The organism is Rhizobium sp. A37_96, from assembly GCF_053521765.1.
Genome location: NZ_JBNWDS010000023.1, coordinates 15143 through 33998, shown reverse-complemented (window position 1 = coordinate 33998; position 18856 = coordinate 15143). Strand labels below are relative to the sequence as shown.

At 62.5% G+C, this 18856-nt stretch carries 16 protein-coding genes; 5 read left to right on the top strand and 11 right to left on the bottom strand.

Features of this window, described 5'->3' with window-relative positions; all coding sequences use genetic code 11:
- Positions 1-16: 16 nt before the first annotated feature.
- Genes ACQZ6J_RS31270 through ACQZ6J_RS31250 form a run of 5 tightly spaced genes read right to left on the bottom strand, consistent with a single transcriptional unit; the run spans position 17 to position 4609 of the window.
- Positions 17-1078: a branched-chain amino acid ABC transporter permease gene (locus ACQZ6J_RS31270; protein WP_449086874.1), complete on the bottom strand. Its 1062-nt coding sequence runs from the start codon at positions 1076-1078 to the stop codon at positions 17-19.
- Complete coding sequence (locus ACQZ6J_RS31265) at positions 1078-1962, bottom strand: branched-chain amino acid ABC transporter permease (protein ID WP_163991864.1); 885 nt, start codon at positions 1960-1962, stop codon at positions 1078-1080. The genes ACQZ6J_RS31270 and ACQZ6J_RS31265 overlap by 1 nt, the downstream gene beginning before the upstream one ends.
- On the bottom strand, positions 1962-2705 hold the full coding sequence (locus ACQZ6J_RS31260) for an ABC transporter ATP-binding protein (protein WP_163991862.1): 744 nt from the start codon (positions 2703-2705) through the stop codon (positions 1962-1964). Before ACQZ6J_RS31260 ends, ACQZ6J_RS31265 begins: the two co-directional genes overlap by 1 nt.
- A complete protein-coding gene (locus ACQZ6J_RS31255; RefSeq protein ID WP_449086873.1) occupies positions 2702-3421 on the bottom strand; it encodes an ABC transporter ATP-binding protein in 720 nt (239 codons plus the stop codon). Before ACQZ6J_RS31255 ends, ACQZ6J_RS31260 begins: the two co-directional genes overlap by 4 nt.
- Before the next feature lie 15 nt (positions 3422-3436).
- Entirely contained in the window at positions 3437-4609 is a 1173-nt protein-coding gene (locus ACQZ6J_RS31250) for an ABC transporter substrate-binding protein (RefSeq protein ID WP_449086872.1), read from the bottom strand.
- A 302-nt stretch (positions 4610-4911) separates the two neighbouring features.
- Here ACQZ6J_RS31250 and ACQZ6J_RS31245 point away from each other — a divergent pair, with 302 nt between their 5' ends.
- Positions 4912-5445 carry a MarR family winged helix-turn-helix transcriptional regulator gene (locus ACQZ6J_RS31245; RefSeq protein WP_163991856.1) on the top strand — a complete coding sequence of 178 codons (534 nt, stop codon included), beginning with the start codon at positions 4912-4914 and terminating at the stop codon, positions 5443-5445.
- A gap of 329 nt (positions 5446-5774) precedes the next feature.
- On the opposite strand, the gene ACQZ6J_RS31240 is transcribed toward ACQZ6J_RS31245, so the two are convergent.
- The 3 genes from ACQZ6J_RS31240 to ACQZ6J_RS31230 are packed head-to-tail and all read right to left on the bottom strand — an operon-like array spanning position 5775 to position 9716.
- On the bottom strand, positions 5775-7439 hold the full coding sequence (locus tag ACQZ6J_RS31240) for a 4Fe-4S dicluster domain-containing protein (protein WP_449084016.1): 1665 nt from the start codon (positions 7437-7439) through the stop codon (positions 5775-5777).
- Positions 7432-8589, bottom strand: coding sequence for a CaiB/BaiF CoA transferase family protein (locus ACQZ6J_RS31235; RefSeq protein WP_449086871.1), 1158 nt, complete (start codon positions 8587-8589; stop codon positions 7432-7434). Before ACQZ6J_RS31235 ends, ACQZ6J_RS31240 begins: the two co-directional genes overlap by 8 nt.
- Positions 8590-8600: 11 nt before the next feature.
- On the bottom strand, positions 8601-9716 hold the full coding sequence (locus ACQZ6J_RS31230; RefSeq protein WP_449086890.1) for an acyl-CoA dehydrogenase: 1116 nt from the start codon (positions 9714-9716) through the stop codon (positions 8601-8603).
- Between the two features lie 215 nt (positions 9717-9931).
- Between ACQZ6J_RS31230 and ACQZ6J_RS31225 the strand changes: the two genes are divergently transcribed.
- A complete protein-coding gene (locus tag ACQZ6J_RS31225) occupies positions 9932-10834 on the top strand; it encodes a LysR family transcriptional regulator (protein ID WP_449086870.1) in 903 nt (300 codons plus the stop codon).
- 274 nt (positions 10835-11108) lie between these two features.
- On the opposite strand, the gene ACQZ6J_RS31220 is transcribed toward ACQZ6J_RS31225, so the two are convergent.
- From ACQZ6J_RS31220 to ACQZ6J_RS31210, 3 genes are all read right to left on the bottom strand, one after another.
- A complete protein-coding gene (locus ACQZ6J_RS31220; RefSeq protein ID WP_449086869.1) occupies positions 11109-13481 on the bottom strand; it encodes an HAD-IC family P-type ATPase in 2373 nt (790 codons plus the stop codon).
- Positions 13482-13559: 78 nt separating this feature from the next.
- Positions 13560-14273 (bottom strand): CBS domain-containing protein, encoded by a 714-nt coding sequence (locus tag ACQZ6J_RS31215; RefSeq protein ID WP_163994531.1) that lies wholly within the window; start codon positions 14271-14273, stop codon positions 13560-13562.
- A gap of 278 nt (positions 14274-14551) precedes the next feature.
- Positions 14552-14767: a hypothetical protein gene (locus ACQZ6J_RS31210; RefSeq protein ID WP_163994529.1), complete on the bottom strand. Its 216-nt coding sequence runs from the start codon at positions 14765-14767 to the stop codon at positions 14552-14554.
- A 423-nt stretch (positions 14768-15190) separates the two neighbouring features.
- Between ACQZ6J_RS31210 and ACQZ6J_RS31205 the strand changes: the two genes are divergently transcribed.
- The 3 genes from ACQZ6J_RS31205 to ACQZ6J_RS31195 all read left to right on the top strand — a co-directional run bounded on the left by ACQZ6J_RS31205 (position 15191) and on the right by ACQZ6J_RS31195 (position 18856).
- Complete coding sequence (locus tag ACQZ6J_RS31205; protein WP_449086868.1) at positions 15191-16222, top strand: substrate-binding domain-containing protein; 1032 nt, start codon at positions 15191-15193, stop codon at positions 16220-16222.
- 71 nt (positions 16223-16293) lie between these two features.
- Positions 16294-17838, top strand: coding sequence for a sugar ABC transporter ATP-binding protein (locus ACQZ6J_RS31200; protein ID WP_449086867.1), 1545 nt, complete (start codon positions 16294-16296; stop codon positions 17836-17838).
- Between the two features lie 28 nt (positions 17839-17866).
- Positions 17867-18856, top strand: a complete 990-nt coding sequence (locus ACQZ6J_RS31195; RefSeq protein ID WP_449086866.1) for an ABC transporter permease — start codon at positions 17867-17869, stop codon at positions 18854-18856.

The following is an 18856-nucleotide window of genomic DNA, read 5'->3' as shown; positions in this document are numbered from 1 at the left end:
GCCGGTCCTCTTTTTCTTAGGATGCGGGCGGTGCGGGCTTTCGGACGGCCCGGCGCCTTGAAAAGGCAAGGGAAATCTCCCGGCCGGCAGTGATGCCCTGCGGCCGGAAGAGGATGATGAGCAGTGTGAGCGCGGCCAGAATCACGTCGCCCGACCCCGCGGGAGCCGCGATCGTCGTCGCGGTGAAGGGCAGGGACACGCCGGCTTCGGCCAGCCGCAAAAGCTCCGTCAGAACGGAAATCACCAGCGTGCCGACGACGGCGCCCGTCAGGCTGCGCATTCCGCCGACCACAAGCATGGAGATGAACAGGAAGGTCGGGTCGAGATAGAAGCTCTCGACCCTCAGCGTGCCGAGAAAATGGCCGAAGAGGGCGCCGCCGACGCCGGAAACGAAGCTTGCCAGCACGAAAGCTGTCAGCCGCTCGCGCAGCACATGCACGCCGCTGGCGCGTGCGGCGACTTCATTCTCGCGGGCAGCCCTGAGCGCGATGGCGAAACGTGTCTCCTGGTAGACGAAGGCGACGAGGATGGCGCCGGCGGCAAACAGACCAGCGGTCCACAGCCCGACATAGGCCGGGAGGCCCATGAGAGACTGCTGGCCGCCGGTGACGTCCGTCCAGTTGCCGAGCACGATATAGACGATGATCAGCAACGATAGCGTCGCGATGCCGACCGCAATCCCGGTCAGCCGCATCAGCGGCCAGCCGACGATGAGCGCGACGATGGCGGCGACGCCGCCGCCGGCAAAGGCGCCCGCGAGCGGCGGCACATGCGCCGCCGCCAGCCAAGGCGGCAGGCCGGGCAGGAAGGTGTGCTTCATCGTCGGCAGCATGGTCAGCAGCGCGGACGTATAGGCGCCGATTGCCATGAAGCCGACGGCGCTGAAATTCAGCAATCCGGAATTGCCCATATAGATATAGAGACCCACGACCGCGACCAGGTTGACGAGGCCGAAGGTCACGCGCCGCTGCAGTACGATGCCGGCAAAGCCGGCAAGCCAGGTGATGAGGAGCACGAATGCGATCAATGCGATCAGCGGTCCGATGCGCCGGAGGATATCGCGTATCAGCTCGTTCATCATACGCGCTCCTTCAGGCCGCGTGCCGGAAAAAGCCCTTGCGGCCGCACCAGCAACACCAGGATGACCACGACAAACAGGAAGGCCTCGCGGAAGGGCCTGAGTTCCGGCGGCAGGAAGGCCTGCAGCAGGATCGACACGACGCCGACGAGAAAGCCGCCGACGGCCGCGCCGAGCAGATTGCCGAGGCCGCCGATGACCGTCGCGACGAAGGCGATGATGACGAGCTGCACGCCGAAACGCGGCTGCACGAAGCCGGTCTGCGCCGCAAAGAGCAAGGCGACGACCGCCGCCAGGACGCCGCTCAGCGCAAAGGCGGCGGCGATGACGGCATTGGCGCGCACGCCGACGAGCCGGGACATCGTGAAGTTCTCCGCCGCCGCGCGCATCTGCAGGCCGAAGCGGGTCTTCTTGAGAAACAGGGTAAGAGCCGCAAGCAGCACGGCGCAGGCGAGAATGGTGACGAGCTTCAGGGAACTGACCTGCACACCGCCGATCGTCACGGCCTGGCCGAGCATCGGCAGGGGATCGAGCGTCTTGATGCGCGAGCCGACCAGGAACACGAGAAGCCGCTGCAGAAACATGCTGACGGAAAAGGAAGAAATCAGCATGGTCGCCGGATCGGCATTGCGCAGCGGCCGGAAGGCGAGCCGCTCGGTCAAAACGGCCAGCGCCAGCGTGACCAGCACCGAAGCGGCGATGCCGATGACGATCGGCTGGCCGGAGAGTGCAAAGAGCACGTAGGCGGCGACGGTGACGAATTCCGCATGGGCGAAATTGGCAAGCCGCATCACGCTGAAGATGAGGCCGATGCCGAGTGCGGTGAGGGCGTAGAGGCCACCGAGGCTGAAGGCATCGACCAGAACCTGGATGATTATCTGCATCAGCGTGCCGCCTCCGTGCGCAGGCCGAAATAGGCGGCTTCGAAATCCGGATCGGCGGCGAGCGCCGCCGACGCGCCGGCAAGCCGGACACGGCCGCCGTTCAGCACATAGGTCCGGTCCGCCGCTTTCAGCGCCCGCGGTGCGTTCTGCTCGACGACAAGAATGGTGACGCCCTGAGCGCGGATTTCCGCCAGCAGTTCGTAGACCCGATCGGTCACCTTCGGCGCCAGGCCGAGCGACGGTTCGTCGAGCATTAGCAGCCGAGGCTTCGCAAGCAGGGCGCGGGCGATGACGAGCATCTGCTGCTCGCCCCCGGACAGCCGCCCGGCGGCTTCGTTGCGGCGTTCGCCGAGGATCGGGAAAATGTCGAAGAAGCGGGCTATCTCCGCCTTGACCTGGTTGTGGTCGCTGCGGACGGTCGCGCCAAGGGTCAGGTTTTCGAGGACGCTCAGGCCGCCGAAGACATGCCGTCCCTCCGGGACCAGCGCGATGCCGCGGCGCACGGTGCGCTCCAGCCCGCGCGGCGTGATTGGCTCACCGGCAAAGGTGATGCTTCCACCGGCCGGCTGGACGAGACCGGCGATGGCGCCGAGCAGCGAGGACTTGCCGGCGCCGTTGGGTCCGACGATCGAAACCACTTCGCCCTCGTCGACATGGAGCCGGACGCCCGAAAGGGCGGCAATACGGCCATAGCGGACAAAAAGATCCTCGATCGCCAGAAGGGGAGAGGAGGTCGCCGTCATGCTGCCCCCGTGCCGAGATAGGCGGACTTGAATTGCGGGTCGGCCAGCACCTCGGCCGGGGTGCCGGTCGCGATGGTGCGGCCGCTTGCCATGACGTGCAGGCGCCGGCAGATGGTCATGACCAAAGTCATGTTGTGCTCGATCAGCAGCACGCCGCAGGAAAAATCGCCCTGGATGCGGCGGATGAGGTCGGCGAGCGATTCCGCCTCGCCGATGTTCAGTCCGGCCGCCGGCTCGTCCAGCAGCAGAAATTTCGGGGCGAGCGCCAGGGCGCGGGCGATGCCGACGCGCCGCTCGTCGCCATAGCTCAACGTTCCGCCGCGGCGATCGGCCTTGTCGCCGATGCCCATGTAGTCGAGCATCTCGGCGGCCCTGCGGCGGGCGCGAAAGCGGCTGATGCCAAGGCTGCTGAGGCTGGCCTCGATGTTTTCGCTGATGGTCAGATCCTTAAAGAGCCGCACGGCCTGGAAGGTCCGTACCACGCCGTGGCGTGAGAACCAGGCGGCCGAGCGGCCGGCGCAGTCCACGCTCTCGATCGCAACTCTCCCTTCGCGCGGCTTCTGGAAGCCGCTGAGAACGTTGACCATGGTTGTCTTGCCGGCGCCGTTCGGGCCGATCAGGCCGAGGATTTCGCCGCGGTCGAGTGCCATCGATACCTTGTCGATGGCACGGACGCCGGCAAAACGCACGCTGATGTCAGTTGCGCTGAGTTGCATTGCCTGCCGTCCAGCCTAATCCAGATGCACGGTCGTGGCGGAGAACTTGCCGACGGCGGAGAACTTGCCACCCTGGCTTTGGACGATCGTCATCGGGCGGCTCGTTTCGATGTGGAGTTCCGGCGTGTAGGTCGTCGGGCCGATCACGAGCTTCTCGTCTTTGAACGTGTCGAGGACGGCGGCGACCTTGTCGGCGTCGAAGGAGCCTGCCTTCTGCGCCGCCTTTGCCCAAGCCTGGATCAGCGAGTAGCCGCGCAACGAATAGGAGGCGTCGGAGCGCTGCTTGTATTCGGCCTGGTAGCGCTTGAAGAAGTCGTTGACGGTCGGATCGGGATCGTCGCCATAGACCGAGCCGTAGTCGGCGACGTAGAAATTGCTGAGGTTCGGCACGGTGCCGGCCCAGTAGTCGCCGTCCATGGACTCGCCGGTCAGGACCGGCTGGTTCAAGCCTGCTTCGCGTAGCTGGCGAATGGCGCTCGGACCGCCGGGGGCATAGGAGCAGACGACGATGAAGTCCGGCTTGGCGGGCAGGTTGTTGATCCGCGTGGCCTGAGCGGCGATGCTCGGGTCGTTGTTCAGGAAGGTGTCGTCGCCGAGGAGGGCCTTGTCGCCGGCAAGCTCCTTCCAGCGCTGGCTGAAGCTGCCGCAGAGCGACTTGGTGAAGGAAATGGTGTTGTCCAGCAGGACATAGGCCGATTTCCAGCCCTGCTTCTGGAAGGCCCACTCGGCCAGGAGCGCGCCCTGGGCCTGCGCTGCATTCGAAATCGAATAGGCGTAGGGACCGATGCCGGCGACGCCGAACTTCGGGTCGGAAGCACCCGAAAGCGCGATGATATTGTTCTGCTGGGCGATGAAGGCGCCGGGTGCGCCGAAGTCGAAGTCGCTCGGGAAGAGCATCGCCTTGACGCCCTTGCTGACCATCTCGGTCGCGCCGTCGGCGCCGAGTGCCGGCTCGGACTTGTTGTCGAAGGTCTCGACCTGGATCTGACTGCCCAGCACGCCGCCGGCCGCATTGATTTCCTTTACCGCCAGCAGCGCGCCGTTGACGGTGCTGGCGTCGATCGGCTGGAACCAGCCGCTATAGGACATGACGAAGCCGATCTTGATCGGATCGGCGGCGTAGAGACTGGTGCCGCTGAGAACAAGGCCCGCGGCCGCGGATGCCACGAAGCGGAAGATGGATCTCATGATGTCGTTCCCCTTGTCGTCTCGATGGGGAGCCGTCGCCCGATTGCTGCCGCGGACCGTCATGGAAAATGGTGGTCATCACGGGAACAGAAGAAGCACGCCGACCTAGCCAAAAAGACGTTCGTTAATATATGAACGATTTTAAGCTAGCGCGTTTCCGACCGTCCGACAAGATAGTCGGCGCAATTTGTTTAGGTTTAAAATATGTGCCGGCCAGCGGCTTTGCTTGCCTTGGCGTGCAATAGAGTCTAGGCACCAGACAAAAGCGCGATCTGGCAAACCAACGGCCCGATAGGAGCAAAATGGCGGATAGCAAGCCCAAGGCCACGGAGCAGGACATGTCCGAGATCAAGACGCCGTCGATCCTGCCGATGTCGCAGAGCTTCGGCAACAGCCTGCGCCATGTCAACCGGCTGATCCAGCGCGACCTCGGTGCGCGGATCGCCCCGCTCGGCATCACGCTTGGCCAATGGTATGCCCTGCGCACACTCTGGTACAGCGATGGGTTGACCCAGGTGGAACTCGCCCAGAAATCCGGCATCGCAGGCCCCGCCATGGTCATTGCCGTCCGCGCGCTTCTCGCCATAGGTCTCGTCACCCGCCGCCGGCATTCCAGCGACAAGCGCAAATACATCATTTCGCTGACGGAGAAGGGTCGGCGGATGGAGGAGCCGGCGCTCCAGGCAGCGATCAACGCCAATTGTGACGCCTTGGACGGCGTTAGCAGCGCCGATATCGAGGTTGCCATGCGCGTGCTGGCGAAAGCCTACGACAATCTCACCGCCGTCGGCATTCCGGTCGCCGCCGAAGACGGCGTGGATGCGATGATCGAGTAACCCAGAGCACGTCCATTTCTACTCGATGCCAACGATAGCCGCCGGAGCGGGTTCCGCGTCTGGCAGGATGCAAACCAGAGGTTCCGGCATCTGATGGTTCGGATCGAGCCCAAACCTTTCAGGCTCCTTCGTCGAGCACTTGCACCGGTTCATTCGCTCGACCTTAGCCGTTGGTCCGCGGATGTTTTGCTTGCTCCGTGCGGCCTTGCGTAAAAACAAAAGGATAGAGCGTTTTTGCGATTCGAGGAAAAGCGGAAAAGCTCTGGCCGATCTCTCCGGACCGGTGAGAAGGTTGTGCCATCAGATGCGGGAATCAAGCATCTGACCCCTCACATATTCGGATAGACTGGTCCCTCGCCGCCCTGCGGTGGGACCCAGTTGATGTTCTGGTTGGGGTCCTTGATGTCGCAGGTCTTGCAGTGGACGCAGTTCTGGGCGTTGATGACGTAGGTCTCCTTGCCGTCCTTCTCCACCCATTCGTAGACGCCGGCCGGACAGTAGCGCGTCGACGGGCCGGCAAAGACATCGTGCTCCGACGAGACCTGCAGCGCCATGTCCCTGACATGCAGATGCACCGGCTGGTCCTCCTCGTGATTGGTGTTCGACAGGAACACCGAGGACAGGCGGTCGAAGGTCAGCACGCCATCCGGCTTCGGATAGTCGATCTTCTGATGCCGGGCGGCAGGCTCCAGGCTCTGCGCATCGGTCTTGCCATGCTTCAGCGTGCCGAAGAAGGAAAAGCCGAACAGCTGGTTCGTCCACATGTCGAGGCCGCCGAGCGCCACGCCGACCGCCGTGCCGAACCGCGACCATAGCGGCTTGACGTTGCGCACCCGCTTCAGGTCCTTGCCGATGTCGCTCTGGCGCCATTCGTTCTCGATCTCGATCACCTCGTCATTGCCGCGGCCGGCGGCGATCGCCTCGGCGATCCTGTCGGCCGCCAGCATGCCCGACAGCACCGCATTGTGGCTGCCCTTGATGCGGGGAACGTTGACGAAGCCGGCCGAGCAGCCGATCAGCGCGCCGCCCGGGAAGGTCAGCTTCGGCACCGACTGATATCCGCCCTCGGTTATGGCGCGGGCGCCATAGGAGAGGCGCTTGCCGCCCTCGAACGTGCCGCGGATCGCCGGGTGCGTCTTGAAGCGCTGGAACTCCTCGAAGGGATAGAGATAGGGGTTCTTGTAGTTGAGGTGCACGACGAAGCCGACGGCGACCAGATTGTCCTCCAGATGATAGAGGAACGAGCCGCCGCCCGTCTTCATGCCCAAAGGCCAGCCGAAGGAGTGCTGCACGAGGCCCTTCTTGTGGTTCTCGCGCTTGACCTCCCAGAGCTCCTTGATGCCGATGCCGAACTTCGGCACGTCGCTGTCGCGCGCCAGATCGAACTTCGCAATCAACTGCTTGGCAAGCGAGCCGCGCACGCCCTCGCCGATCAGCACATACTTGCCGAGCAGCGCCATGCCGCGCGTGTAGTTCGGGCCGGGCTCGCCGTTCTTCTCGATGCCCATGTCGCCGGTGGCGACACCGATGACGGCGCCCTCGTCATTGTAGAGCACTTCGCTCGCGGCAAAGCCGGGATAGATCTCGACGCCGAGCGCCTCGGCCTTTTCGGCCAGCCAGCGACAGACATTGCCGAGCGAGACGATATAGTTGCCGTGATTGTTCATCAGCGGCGGCATGAGGACGTTCGGCAGGCGGACGGAGCCGGCAGGCCCGAGGAACAGGAAGTGATCCGAGGTCACCTTGGTCTTGAACGGGTGATCCTCCTCGTCGCGCCAGTCCGGCAGCAGGCGGTCGATGCCGATCGGATCGACGACGGCGCCCGACAGGATGTGCGCGCCGACCTCCGCCCCCTTCTCGAGCACCACGACAGTCAGATCCGCATTGATCTGCTTCAGCCGGATCGCAGCCGACAGGCCCGCAGGACCCGCACCCACAATCACGACGTCGAATTCCATGCTCTCCCGCTCCGGCAACTCGATCGCGTCAGTCATGTTGCTTGTTTTCCTCCGGCCATCCGCCGGCTAAAAGGTTGTCATGCTCTCCCAATCGAGGTGAGCGGCGGGAGGTATCAAGCGACGCTGCCGAGAACATTATGGGCGTACGGATACCCGGCGCCCCGTCGTTTTCGAGCACCATTTGCCTATGCAGGATTTGGGGATCGTTGAAGACGTCGTTCAGATCGTTGATCGGGCCGGCGGGTACGCCCGCACGCTCCAGCTCCGAGAGCAATGCGTCGCGCTCAAATCTTTTGGTCTGCTGCTCAAGTATTGCGGTCAGAGCATCGCGATTGAGAACCCTGCTTGGATTGGACGCGAACCTGGGATCGGTGGCCGTCTCGGGAACCTGCAATATGCGGGTGAGCTTGGCGAACTGGCTGTCGTTGCCGCAGGCGATGATGATATCGCCATCGGCGACCGGGAAAACCTGGTAGGGCGCGATATTCGGATGCGCATTGCCCAGCCTTTTCGGGGAAATACCCGAGGCGAGGTAGTTCATCCCCTGATTGGCGAGCACGCCAACCATGCTGTCGAAGAGCGCCATGTCGATGTGTTGCCCGAGCCCCGTCCTCTCACGCAGCGCCAGGGCCGCCTGGATGGCGATGACCGAATAAAGGCCGGTGAAGACGTCGGCGAACGCCACGCCAATTTTCTGCGGTTGGCCGGTCGGCTCGCCGGTCAGATGCATGACACCGGCCATGCCCTGAACAATGAAATCATAGCCTGCCCGGGAGGCGTATGGTCCAGTTTGCCCGAACCCGGTAATGGAACAGTAGATCAAGCGCGGATTGAGTTCTTTCAGTGTAGCGTAGTCCAATCCGAAGCGTGCGAGCCCGCCGACCTTGAAGTTCTCGATCAGGACGTCGGCTTCCCGGATCAGGTCTTTGACATGATCGAGATCGGCCGGAACGTTAAAATCCGCAACGATGCTCAGCTTGCCGCGGTTGCACGCGTGGAAGTATGCAGCCGTCGTTTCCTTCTCCGCCTCGACGAAGGGCGGTCCCCAGTGCCGCGTATCATCGCCGTCCGGCGACTCGATCTTGATCACCGTCGCGCCCAGGTCGGCAAGGGTCTGGCCCGCCCATGGGCCGGCCAGGATGCGGGCGAGTTCGACGATCTTGATTCCTGCGAGGGGTGTCTCCATTTCGCCAGCCCTCAAAAGAATGCCTGAACACCGGTCTGGGCACGGCCGAGGATGAGGGCGTGGACGTCGCTCGTGCCCTCGTAGGTGTTGACCGTTTCCAGGTTCTGCGCATGGCGCATGACGTGAAACTCGATCTGGATGCCGTTGCCGCCATGCATGTCGCGAGCCTGGCGGGCGATATCCAGCGCCTTGCCGCAATTGTTGCGCTTGACGATGGAGATCATTTCAGGCGCCATCCTGTGCCGATCCATCAATTGGCCGACGCGGAGCGAGCCCTGCAAGCCGAGTGCGATTTCGGTCTGCATGTCGGCAAGCTTCTTCTGGTAGAGCTGCATGCCGGCGAGCGGCTTGCCGAACTGCTTGCGGTCGAGCCCGTACTGACGGGCACGGAACCAGCAATCTTCGGCGGCTCCCATCACGCCCCAGGAAATGCCGTAGCGGGCGCGGTTGAGGCAACCGAAGGGACCCTTCAGGCCGGAAACATTGGGCAGGATCGCGTCTTCGCCGACTTCGACGCCGTCTAGCACGATCTCGCCGGTGATGGAGGCGCGCAGCGACAGCTTGCCACCGATCTTCGGCGCCGAGAGACCCTTCATACCCTTTTCGAGTACGAAGCCGCGGATCTCGTTGTCATGGGCTTCCGACTTCGCCCAGACGACGAAGACGTCCGCGATCGGCGCGTTGGAAATCCACATCTTGGAACCACGCAGGCGGTAGCCGCCCGCGATCTTTTCGGCACGCGTCTTCATGCCGCCCGGATCGGAACCGGCATCCGGCTCGGTCAGGCCGAAACAGCCGATCAGCTCGCCCGAGACGAGGCCGGGCAGATACCGTTCCTTCTGCTCGTCGGAGCCGTAAGCGTAGATCGGGTAAATGACCAGCGAGGACTGGACGCTCATCATCGAGCGGTAGCCGCTATCGACGCGCTCGATCTCGCGGGCGACGAGGCCGTAGGCGATGTAGGAGGCATTGGCGGCGCCGTACTTCTCCGGCAATGTGATGCCCAGCAGGCCCGTCTGGCCCATCAATTTGAACAGTTCCGGCTCGGTCGTTTCTCCGAGATAGGCTTCCTGGACGCGCGGAGCCAGTTCAGATTGCGCGAAGGCGGCGGCCGTTTCGCGGATCATGCGCTCTTCATCGACGAGTTGATCGTCAAGCAGGAAGGGATCGTTCCAGACGAATGCGCTGGACGAGGCTCTGGAAGCTGTGTTGGCGATATTTGGCAAGCGACCCTCACGACAAAGATATCTGTTCCATTCGAATTGATGCGTATAGCGATTGCTTTAGGTCCGTGAAAGCTATATTTCCACATCAGTTGATGCATGCCATGCATAGGATACGGATGCGCCAGAGACGGTTTCTCCCCCATATCAGCCATCTTTCGGCTTTCGAGGCCGTGTTGCGGAACGGCTCCGCTGCGGCGGCGGCGCGCGAGCTGAACCTGACGCAGAGCACGGTCAGCCGCCTGATCCAGACGCTGGAACAGCAGCTGGGCCGGACGCTTTTCGAGAGGTACAAGCAGCGTCTCGTGCCGACCGAGGCAGCACAGGCCTACGGTCGCGACATCACCCGCGCGCTCGACCTCATCCAACGGGGAAGCATGGAGTTTTCCGCCAATCCAGGCGGCGGCACGCTGACGCTTGCGATCCTGCCCGCCTTCGGCACCCGGTGGCTGGCCCCGCGGCTGGGCGGCTTTCTCAAGGATCACCCGGGGATCAACGTCAATCTGGCGACCCGCCTGAAGCGGTTCAATTTCTCTGCCGAGGGGTTTGACGCGGCAATACATTTTGGCGCTGCGGATTGGCATGATGCCGATCACCTCAAGCTCTTCGACGAACGCCTGACGGCGTGTATCTCACCGGCACTGCTGGGAGACAGATCGGTCGACGAGGTGCTGGAGTTTCCGCTTCTTCAGCTGGAGACCCGCACGGACGCGTGGGCGATATGGTTCGAAGCGCAGGGGATCAAGCATCGCAATGCCACCGGGATGCTCTTCGATCAGTTCGCAACCATGACGCAGGCCGCCATCGCGGGACTGGGCGTGGCGCTTCTTCCCGACTATCTGGCGAAGGACGAAATCCAGGAAGGGCGGCTTGTTCCTTTATTGAACCCTTCGGTCGCCGGTTCGGGCACCTACTGGCTCGCGTGGCCAAAGTCCCGTGTCAATTACCCGCCACTCGTTTCCTTTCGCTTGTGGCTGGCGAAGGTCGTAAGCGAGAGCCCATGGGGCATCACAAATCAATGAAGATCGCGGGGAGGCTCCCCGCCGGCCTTGGCGATGTCCGACATGTTCGTTCCTGTCGCGAGGTCGTCGCGCGCGTCCTGTTTTTGTTTGTCGCTGAGTGTCACGGAGCTCCCTAAGGCTATTTCTTCCAACTTCGGCTCGATGAATATGGGGGCGATGCCTTTGGCGGCCGGAGCCTTCCGAAGAACTTGCGTCGCAACCCCGATCTGCGATCAGGGTTTTGGTTCGCAGGGCGGCATGTTCGACGCTTTCGGCAGACGTTGAGAGATCAAGGTTAGGGCCGTCGGTCCACCGGCAGCCGCTTCAGCATGGCGACCTTCACGGCATCCAGGACCAAGCCGAATGCGGCGCTTGTGCAATAAAGAGAAACTACCAGCCATCCAGGCAGCGGCGCCATGAGCCAGCCTAACCAGGCAAAGCTCGTGGCGACGATCGCCGCCGCCATCATCGCAGCGATCAGGATCGCGGCGGGCCTTGAGCGCCAGACGTGATCGCGCTCGCGCAGGACCAGGCTCGTGGCCTGGCCGGCCAGAACGAGGGTGAGGAAGGTAAGGGTACGCATCGTCTCGGCGTCGAATTTCAGCCAGAACCAGCCAATCGCGAGGACCGCCATCGCGTAGGTGAGCTTTACGGCACCCAGCGGCAGGGCGGCCAGGGTCAGCTCACGGATGCGCCAGGCGTTGGGATAGGGTGTGGGCTTGGCACGGTCGCCGGCGCGCGACATCATCGCAATGTCGCTCGTCAGCATCCACAGCACCTGCAGCAGCGGCGTCATCACCGCGTGGCCAGTCATGACCAGCCCGCCTCCCATGACGATCAGGGTCACCGCCTTGTTGACCATCGTGCTCAATGTGAAGGTGAGCACGCGACGAAAGGCCGAACGACCTTCGGCGATGCAGGCGAGAATGCCGCGAAGGCCGGGTTCGGTGAGAACGAGCCCGGCCGCCGACTTCGCAATGTCGGTCGCGGTCGAGACGGCAATGCCCATCTGCGCCTGCCGCAGCGCCGGGGCGTCGTTGGCGCCATCGCCGCACATGCCGACGGCATGGCCTTCGTTCTGGAAGGCGCGCACCAGCTTGAACTTGTCCTCAGGAAAGACCCCGGCATAGACCGCGTAGTCTTGAGGCGCAGCCTGCTTCGGGATCTGGCCTGGTGGGCAGACCGCTCCGTCCAATCCGATGGCGCCGGCGACGATGGCGGCAGTCTGGGCCGTATCGCCTGTGATCATGACAGGTACAATGCCGAGTGCCTTTAGCTCGCCAAGCAACGGCCTGGAGTCGGCGCGCGGCGGGTCACTGAGACCGATCAATCCGATCAAGGCCATCTGGCCAGGCGCGCCTGCCGCGACGGCAAGGACGCGATAACCTTCGCCGCTGAGCGAGGCGATAGCTGTCTCGGCTTCAGGCTTCAAAGGCGCAAGCGCGGAGATCGCGATCGGCGAACCCTTGGCAATGCGGATTTCGCTGCCGTCCGGCGCGGCGACGACGGCCTCGGCCATCTTTGCGGCGGGATCGAAGGGGGTGAAGCGCAGAACGTTCAGCGAGGTCTCCCCGGATGAGGACGCAGCCGAGCGCACCGCGGCATCGACGGGATCCTGGCCATCCGCCGAACTCGCCGCGGCGGCTCGGGCGAGAACGAAGGCCGCGCTCATATCTTCGAACAACGGGATGACGCGGCCGACGCCCAGGCTGTTTTCCGTCAGCGTCCCGGTCTTGTCGACGCACAGGACGTCGATCATCGCCGCTTCCTGCAGGGCCGACAGCCTTGCGAGAAGCACGCCTTCCTGGGCCAGCTTGCGCGCGCCTACCGTCGCAGCCAATGTGAAGACGGCCGGCATGGCCACGGGCACCGCGGAGAGAAGGGCGGCCAATACGAGCGGCACGATCTGCGCGACTGTCATACCGATGGTATGGGCATAGGCAACCATGGCGACGACGATCGCCATATTGACGGCGGTCAGCGCCTTGACGACGCCAAGCACGGCCTTCTGTTCCGTGCTTTCGACATCCGCTGACCGCACCAGTTCGGCCGTTCTTCCGAAATACGTCCCGGAACCTGTCGCGGTCACCTCGGCGATTGCCTCGCCGCGCCGGACCAGGGCGCCGGCATAGGCGATGGCGCCGCTCTGCTGTTCGACGGCGACGGATTCACCCGTCAGCATCGACTGGTCGAGAAGCACCGATCCGGACAGGATGCGGATATCAGCAGGCACGATGCAGCCGAGCGAAAGCTGCACGACGTCCCCGGGTACCAGGACTGAGGCCGGCGCATCGCTCCATACGCCGTCACGCCTCAAGCGGGCTTTCGGTGCCAGGCGTTGGCGCAGGAGGGAAAGCGTGGCGCTGGCACGGCCCTCCTGAAGGATACCCAAACCGACATTGATGAGCAGCAGCAGAGCCACCATGGCGGCTTCGAGCCGCTCGCCGGCCGCCAGCTGCAGGACGACGGTGATCTCCAGCATCCAGGGCACCGGTGACCAGAAATGGAGCAGCATCCGGCGAAGCGGATGTTCCTCTTCGGAGGCCACCTCATTCGCGCCGACTTGCGAAAGCCGGCGCGCGGCTTCGTCCTGCGAAAGGCCGGCTGGCAGTACATCGCTGCCGGCTCCGGGCGACAACGGATTCTGAACAGTCGTGTCTGAACTCATGCGGCACCTCCCGCGCTCGACGTCGGGAGGTCTGTCGGCGCCCGTCTTCGGGCAGCCGCAGTCCCGGATGGCGAAGCGTTATGCTTGTCCTTTGGTTTCGGGCAGGATGTACATGCCGGATAGCGGCTCGATCCAGGCGAGCTGATCGGTCACGCCCTTGACGCCCTCGACGTTTTCGGCCGCAACGCGGGCGGCTTGCCGCGCACGCTCGTCGAAGATCGCGCCGGAAAGCTCGGCGATGCCATGAGCGACCTTGACGCGGATCGTCCCAGACCAATCCTGCTTAGCGAGCTCGTCGACAATCGCCTGTCGAATGCGTTCGTCGTCATTCGCCACCGATGCCGAAGCGGGGAGGGCGCGCAACATCGCTCGCATGAGATCGGAGCGAGCGACGATGCCGACAAGCTTGCCTTCATGGACCACGAGGACGCGCTTGATCTTGCGCGCCGTCATCAGCTCCACCAGTTCCTCAAGCGAGGCTTCCGAGGAGATCGTCACCGGCTCGGGCGACATCACTTCCTCGACCTTGCGACCATGCGTCTGGACATATTCTTCGGCCTTCTTGCCGGAGCCGACGATAATTTCCAGCCATCGCGGTCGCTTTTGCGTGGTGCCGAGCTCTCCGCGTCGCAAGAAGTCACCCTCGGTCACCACGCCGACAAGACGCTTATCGCTGGTGACGACTGGCAGACCGCTAAAGTGGCTGCCCAGCATCAGCTTGGCGGCGTCGGTGACTGAAGCGGAAGGTTCGATGCCCACAACCGGTGAGGTCATGATTTCGGCAACACGCATGACGATACTCCATGTAGATGGCGGTAATTCTTGTCGGGTCGCAGCCCCGAAGCCGGACCGCCGATCGGCAACAGAAAAGAGTTCGGTTGCAGAAGCAGGCGGCCGGTTCCATTACTTATCAGCGCCCCATCAACTCCTGTTGAGGCATATCAAATAACCGATTATTTTTGTCATGCCCCGCATGGCAGGTTTTACCATGACATGGCGAAGCGGTCGTATGAAGGTTTGCGCCCCGCCCAAAGGACAAACGGCGCAGGGTGGATTGCTTGCGAACCGCCTCAAACTCCCAAAATCGCGTCGATTTCCGCGATAAGAGCCGCATAGGTGGCAATGTGGCGATGATATTCCGCCTTGATCTCTTCAGTCACTTCCGCGAGCGGTCCGTCGCCTTCCTGGCGAAAATGCCGGATGGCCTTTTCTTCCATCGACCGAAGATATTCGCGGTGTTCGACAATCTTACGCTCGTAGCTCTTCCGGCGTTCATGCAATTCCATGGCACTCTCCATTTGATATGCGGTCACTTGCGAAGATAGCTCTTGCGGCCTTCACCTGTAAGATGGAAGTTTTTATCGCGAGACTTGGCAGGATCCGATGCCGCTCGACCGGGATAACCGGTCGAGGTCACGAACACCACATATTCGCGCACTGATTCAGGTAGCGCACCCCACCCTTATAAGCCTTGGATGATTTCTGGCCGGCGCTGAAGCGCGAGCGGAGATGGTGATCGCGTTGCGGCTCAGCCCCCCCGCGAGCCCGGTTGAATGAAATATATTTCATATCATGAATTATATTGACTTGACGCTTTTTGTTGCGCTAACTGCCATCACCGGGGTTCGAGGAGGAAATCCGGTTTCACGAACAGGGCGCAAGCTGCGCCATCGGCTTTTGGGGAGGGGCTTCGGCCTCGAGGAGGAACTTTGCGCAATTTTCTAGGCACGACCGCGTTGGCCGTTTTGGCCGCCGCCACTTTGAGCACGGCTGTTTCGGCAGCTGAGACGGAAAATCCATTTCGCTGCAAGCCCGGCGAAAAATACGTGATGAACGTGATGGTTTCGGGCGTCGAATACTGGTTCCCGGTCTACGAAATGTTCAAGCAGGCAGGTCGGCAGCTCGGCTGCGAGACCGCCTATACCGGCACGCCGGAATATGACGTCAACAAGCAGATCGCGACCTTCGACCAGGCGCTGGCCCAGAACCCGGCCGGCATTCTCGTTCATCCGATGAATTCGGATCCATTCATCGAGCCCATCAACCGGGCGATCGATCAGGGCACGGCAGTCGTCACGTTTGCCGCCGACTCGCCGCTCTCCAAGCGCATATCCTTCATCACTTCGGACAACACGCGCGAAGGCACCTATGCCGCCGATGCGATCGCCGAAAAGCTCGGCGGCAAGGGCGAGTACGCGGTTCTGGAAAATCCGGGACAGGACAACCACGACAAGCGCATCGCGGCCTTCATCGCCCGCATGGAGGAAAAATATCCCGGCATGAAGCTTGTCGGGCGAGCAGCGTCGAACCAGGATCCGAACAAGGCCTATCAAGGTCTCATGAGCCTGGTGCAGGCACATCCGAACCTCAACGCCGTGTTCATGCCGGAGGCGAATTCGGCGATCGGCGCAGCGCAGGCCAACAAGGAAAGCGGCGGCAAGATTCTCGTCATGTGCGCTGACGTCAATGCCAACATCCTCGACATGATCAAGGCCGGCGAAGTGTTCGGTTCGATCAATCCGAATCAGGGCATGCAGGGCTATATGGGCTTCATGATGCTGTGGTTTGCCAAGCATCCGGAACTGATCGACCCGATGAACGACGCCAAGCGCTCCGGTTTCAATCCGATGAGCATACCCTTCGTCGACAACGGCTTGTCCATCGTCACGGCCGCCAATGCAGACGATTTCTACTGGGACAAGTATCTGAAGCGTCGCGGTACGAAGGGTATCGAGGAATAAGCTCCGCAAAATGGCTGTCCGGGATCGGGAAATCCCGGACGGCCGACGCAAACCATGCAGGGGGAGGGGCAATGATGCCGGTGCCGGTGTTGGAGATACGCAATGTCAGCAAACGCTTCGGCGCGATCAAGGCGCTGACGGATGTGACCTTCAGCCTCGAGAAGGGTGAAGTGCATGCGCTCTGCGGCGAGAACGGCGCGGGCAAGTCGACGCTCATGAATATCATCGCCGGCGTGCTGCAGCCGAACGAAGGGGAAATCCTTGTGGACGGCGTCCCCGTGGAGATTGGGTCTCCGGCCTCTGCCCAGGCATTGGGAATCGGCCTCGTCCACCAGGAAATCGCTCTTTGCCCGGATGCCACGGTTGCCGAGAACATGTTCATGGCGGCCACGAACCGGCGGCGCCTGCCTTTCATGAATTTCGGCAGGCTGGAGCGGGAGGCGCAGGCGGTGATGAACCGCCTTGCTCCCATCGATGTCCGCCAGAAGCTCGGCGAGCTGCCGATTTCAAGCCAGCAGCTGGTCGAGATCGCCAAGGCGCTGACGCTCGACTGCCGCGTCCTCATCTTCGACGAGCCGACCGCCGCGCTGACGGAAGCGGAAGCGCAGGTCCTCTTCGGCATCATCAGGGATCTGAAGGCGCATGGCATATCGATCATCTACATCAGCCATCGCATGGCAGAGATCTTCAGCCTCTGCGATCGCGTCACCGTCTTCCGCGACGGACGCTATGTCTCGACCGAGAGGATATCCGATATAACGGCGGAGGACGTGGTGCGCAGCATGGTTGGCCGCGAGATCACCCAGCTCTATCCGGAAAAGCAGTCCGTGGTCGAGCGCACCGACGAGGCCATCCTTACGCTCCGCAACCTGGGTGACGGCAGGCGGTTTCGCAACGTCAGCTTCGAATTGCGCAGGGGCGAAATCCTCGGCATCGGCGGCCTGATCGGCTCCGGCCGGACCGAAATCGCAGAGGGTATCTGCGGACTGCGCCAGACGACGCAAGGCGAGGTTACTCTCGCGGGCAGCCCGCTTAAGGTCGGCTCCTATGCGGATGCGGTGCGGGCAGGCGTCGTGTACCTCTCCGAGGATCGCAAGGGGTCCGGGGTTTTTCTCGATCTGTCGATCGCGCAGAACATTACCGCTCTCGATCTGAAAGCGTTGACCGGACGGCTGGGGCTGCTGAACACCAAAATCGAGGCAGAGCGGGCACAAAACCTCGCGCGACGTCTCGGCATCCGCATGGGAGGCATCGACATGCCGGTCTCATCGCTGTCGGGAGGCAATCAGCAGAAGGTTGCCATCGCCAAGCAGCTGGCGGTCAATCCGAAGGTCATTCTCATGGACGAGCCGACGCGTGGCATCGACGTCGGGGCGAAATCCGAAATCCATCGCCTGCTGCGGGACCTCGCGCGTTCCGGCATCGGCATCCTCGTCATCACGTCGGAACTGCCGGAACTTCTCGGCCTTTGTGACCGGGCCATCGTCATTCGCGAGGGTACGGTGGCTGGCGAACTCGAAGACGCGGCGATGACGGAAGAAGCGATCATGCGGCTCGCATCCGGCATTGCCGCGCAGAAACACAATCCATTGAAGGCATCGCAACATGCCATCTGAAGAGAAAACAGGGACGGGAGACCTGGCAATGACAGATCACGCATTGGCGGTGACGAGGGAGCGTCCTTCCTCGTGGAGACGGCTCGCGACGATGCGGGAAGCAGGGTTGATTGCGATCATTCTTGCTCTCTGCGTCCTTATGAGCTCTGCTTCTCCGCATTTTTTGACGCTTGGCAATTTCAGGGCCATGCTGATGTCGTTTTCCGTGGAAGGCATCGTCGTCGTCGGAATGACCATCCTTCTTATCGTCGGCGGTATCGATCTCTCGGTCGGGTCCGTGGTCTGCTTTTCGATGGTCCTGTCCGGCTCGCTTTTTCTGATGGGAATGGATCCATGGAGCGCCTCGCTCGTCGGCATTCTCGCCAGCGCGCTGATCGGCTGCGCCATGGGCTTTTTCGTCACGGTGATCGGACTGAACCATTTCATCACGTCGCTGGCCGCGATGGTCATCGTGCGCGGCGTGTGTCTGATCATCACCAAGGGAACGCCGCTTTCGCTGTTCACGCTGCCGCCGTCATTCAAGGCAGTCGGGCAGGGCACCTTCTATGGCGTCCCTTATGTGATCCTGATCTTCGTTGCGATCGTTGCGGTCTTCGACTTCCTGCTGCGCCGCGCAACGGCCTTCCGCAAGGTCTTCTATACCGGCAGCAACGAGAAGGCGGCGCTCTATTCCGGGATCAAGACCAATCAGGTCAAGTTCTGGGTGACCGTCCTGTGCGCAACGCTGTCGGGCGTCGCCGGTGTCATCTACATGTCGCGCTTCGGTGCGGCGACGCCGACCTTCGGCGTCGGAATGGAACTCAACATCATTGCCGCGGCCGTCATCGGCGGTGCGTCCCTGAGCGGTGGCTCCGGTACGATCCTCGGCGCCATTCTCGGCATCGCCCTCCTGTCGGTGGTGACAAGCTCGCTGATCCTGCTCGACGTCTCCGTCTACTGGCAGGACATGATCAAGGGCTGCATACTGCTCGCCGCCGTTTCCATCGATCATTTCCTGCACAAGCGGAAGGCTCTCTGA